This window comes from Roseateles sp. 22389, assembly GCF_052044995.1.
Lineage (GTDB): Bacteria > Pseudomonadota > Gammaproteobacteria > Burkholderiales > Burkholderiaceae_C > Roseateles.
Window position 1 is genome coordinate 1 of sequence record NZ_JBQEOF010000041.1, and the last position, 2,881, is coordinate 2,881.

A 2,881-nucleotide genomic window follows, 5' to 3' on the forward strand; every position below is an offset into this window, starting at 1 on the left:
CCGACGGGGCTAGGGCCAGAGGCGGTCTTCACGACGCTCAGCAATCCGTTCTGGGCGTTCGCATCTCAAGCGAACGAGGCTGCTACCAAGAAGGACGAACGGAAGTGTCCTGCCATGTGGGTTTGCATATGGCCTGGAGATCTGGAGCAAGACGAAAAAGGTGACATACGGCTACCCAACAAGCCAAAGCAGGCTGTCAAGTCTGCCGAGGATATATTGCGTGAGGCGCAAGACGTCTGGCAGGGCCGAGGTTGCAAGTCGCCAACAATAGAGTGTTCAGAACGGAACGAAGTTCTGTGGCAAATTTACTCGAAGTACCTTGAGAAACATCAGGCGTTAGAGACCTTTGACGTCGACCTTCTCGGAGTAATTTTCCCGGTGGGGCGCGCCTTCAGTATTGGGGGCGGAGCTGCGGAAAGCGCAGCCGCTTCCGCCGCAAAGGCGCTCTCTAAAGGGGTCGAAAACGTAGCAAACTTCAAGGGTCTGAACGAGGCTCGTGCTTCGGCTCGGCAGCTTTCCGGTCTTGGTGATGACGCCGTCAACTTTATTCAGGAAATCGGTCCTCTCAAAGGGCAGATTACCGGCAGGATGAGCCCGGACGGCCTGCGCGGATGGCGGCTCGACTTTGATCCGAAAAAGGGATTCCACGTCAACTGGTGGGATCGGAGCGCAGGTCCGAAGCGAGCCGATTGGTTGTATGGCGCCAATAAGATCGAAGGCGGAACCTTGGATCAGTTCTGGCAGACACTTCAGCACTTTCCGAAAAATTGACTATGTACATTGCCAGCGAACACATCGAGCAGTGGCTGAGCACAGGCAAGGCCAAGGTCGTGCCAGCAACGGTTGCGACACAACTGGGCGCCTATCTGAACCAACTCCCCTGGCTTCTCGGCGGAGGGGGGCTTGATTGGAGCCAGATGAAGGGCAGCAAAGTTGATCTATCAACGCTGACAGAGTCGCAACAACTCGATTGGCTTCACACGACCCTCATTGGCAACGACCCACTTTTGGTGTTCTGGTACGCTGCAGATCAGCCTTGCATTGCCTGTGATGCGGAGTTTGCAATCTCAAACGTCGATCAGGCATTTTGGAAGGCACCCGGGAAACGGTACGTATTTGGAGCGCGTATCCGCGATGGGGTCATTGAGCCAATTGTGTCTCACTTCGCCGAGTACGATGGTGCTGATACCCTGACTGCCGTTCAGTAGCCGCAAAGGAAGATGGCGCCATGAGAATTCGAATTAAAGACCAGGGGCCAAAGCTCTCCGGGCAAGATGTTGATTCTGCCGAACATGATTTTGGGATTTCATTTCCAGAATCATATCGCCGATTTCTACTGGAGCATAATGGCTGTCGACCCGATCCTGACACAATTGATATTCCTGGGCATCCGCAATCGCCAACCGATGTTCAGGTTTTTTTTGGCATCGGAAGGGATGTTGCAACGGATTGCCTGGAATGGAATAAAGAATTGGTGGAGCTACGCTGCCCCATTCCAGACCTACTGCCAATAGCATGTGACTCCGGCGGTAACTTATTTTGCCTAAATCTAGAATCGGGCAACGAGCCTAAGGTGATTTATTGCGATCTGGACAGGCCCATCTGTGATATTTACGAGGTGGCGGCAAGTTTTGACGAATTCACTTCAAAAATCCGCATGTTTGAACACTAGCAATTTGCTTGTACGGTGATGCAATTCTTCTTCTGCTCTTGCAGGTAGTGGGCCGATTCTAGTTGCTCGTAACGGAGTGGTTCACGAACTGCCTAGTGCGATTCCCTGGGGAGATGCCGTGAGGCAGATTTGACGTACTTGCTGACACTCGAGAGTAGCGATGCACTTATTGAGCGCTTTGCGGTATGCCTAAGTTGTTAATATGAGCAATGCGTTGGGCGTATGGTTATAAAGGGCTGTGAAGAGCTTGTTTGCTTGTTGGTCTCGGCTTCTAGTGGTGCACAAGCTGCACACCAGGAAGTTCTTGACGAATGGCAGCCGGAAGCGCCGCCTGTGACGACGCTCTTTGCCGCCCTTGGAAATCGGATTGCCGAGGAGTTTGGTAGCGCTGGCGTCGAGGCGAACCGCCGCTCGTTGTTTTTGATTGAGCACGCTATGGAGAGTGGCGACCAAGAGTTGGTAACGGCAGTCGCGACGGGACTCATCGAGGCTTTAGTGACTCGAGCTGTGCAAAGTGAAGGCCTGTGGGATGAGATGGCTCCGCTACTAGGTCCGCGATCACGGCATCATGCATACGCTTGGTTGGCCACGTAGTGCTTGGCGATCAAGGCCGTCCTCGTGGCCTCGCCCGCCGCCAATTTGATTGAAGAGGTGCTGCGGCAGAAATTTGCGGACGAGCTGTTGTTAGGGCAAGAGGCACGTGTTTCTGTAGCTCAGCAGACGTTGCGGCCCACCGCCGACGGACGGCGTCTGTACCGGCGTGAGCTCGAGCCGACCGCTCTACAACGGGAATCTAGTCAATGGGTTGAACCGGGCGTACACGTGGACCGCGGCCGATACGCCACTGAGCATCGACAAGCTCTCGGGCGGACAAGCTGTGCAGCGCACCGAGTTCGTGTACGGGCCGGATCACGAGCGGGTGCGGCAGGTCGTGAGGACGATGAGCGGCGGACAGCCGCAAGGCACCGTCAACACGGTCATCTACGCGGGGGCGGTGGAGAAGGAGATCGACGCCGAGAAGGGCGTGACGATCATCCGCACGAGCCTGGGGGCCGATGGCTTCGTGGAGGAGCGGATCGCAGGCATGGCGATCAGTGCCGACACGGCGGGAACGAGGAACGCGAGGTTCTTTCTCAAGGACCACCTGGGTTCGACCATCGCGATCATCGATGAGGGCGGGCAGTTGCTCCAGCGCATGAGCTATGACGC

At 55.6% G+C, this 2,881-nt stretch carries 4 protein-coding genes; all 4 read left to right on the forward strand.

Annotated features, from left to right (window positions below):
• On the forward strand, nucleotides 1-771 hold a 771-nt coding region (locus ACTJKJ_RS27220), incomplete at its 5' end, for a hypothetical protein (protein WP_440823299.1).
• Nucleotides 772-773: 2 nt separating this feature from the next.
• Complete coding sequence (locus tag ACTJKJ_RS27225; protein WP_440823301.1) at nucleotides 774-1,208, forward strand: hypothetical protein; 435 nt, start codon at nucleotides 774-776, stop codon at nucleotides 1,206-1,208.
• A 20-nt stretch (nucleotides 1,209-1,228) separates the two neighbouring features.
• Nucleotides 1,229-1,672 carry an SMI1/KNR4 family protein gene (locus ACTJKJ_RS27230; protein WP_440823303.1) on the forward strand — a complete coding sequence of 148 codons (444 nt, stop codon included), beginning with the start codon at nucleotides 1,229-1,231 and terminating at the stop codon, nucleotides 1,670-1,672.
• Between the two features lie 805 nt (nucleotides 1,673-2,477).
• The coding region (locus tag ACTJKJ_RS27235) for a hypothetical protein (protein ID WP_440823305.1) at nucleotides 2,478-2,881 on the forward strand (404 nt) is incomplete at its 3' end.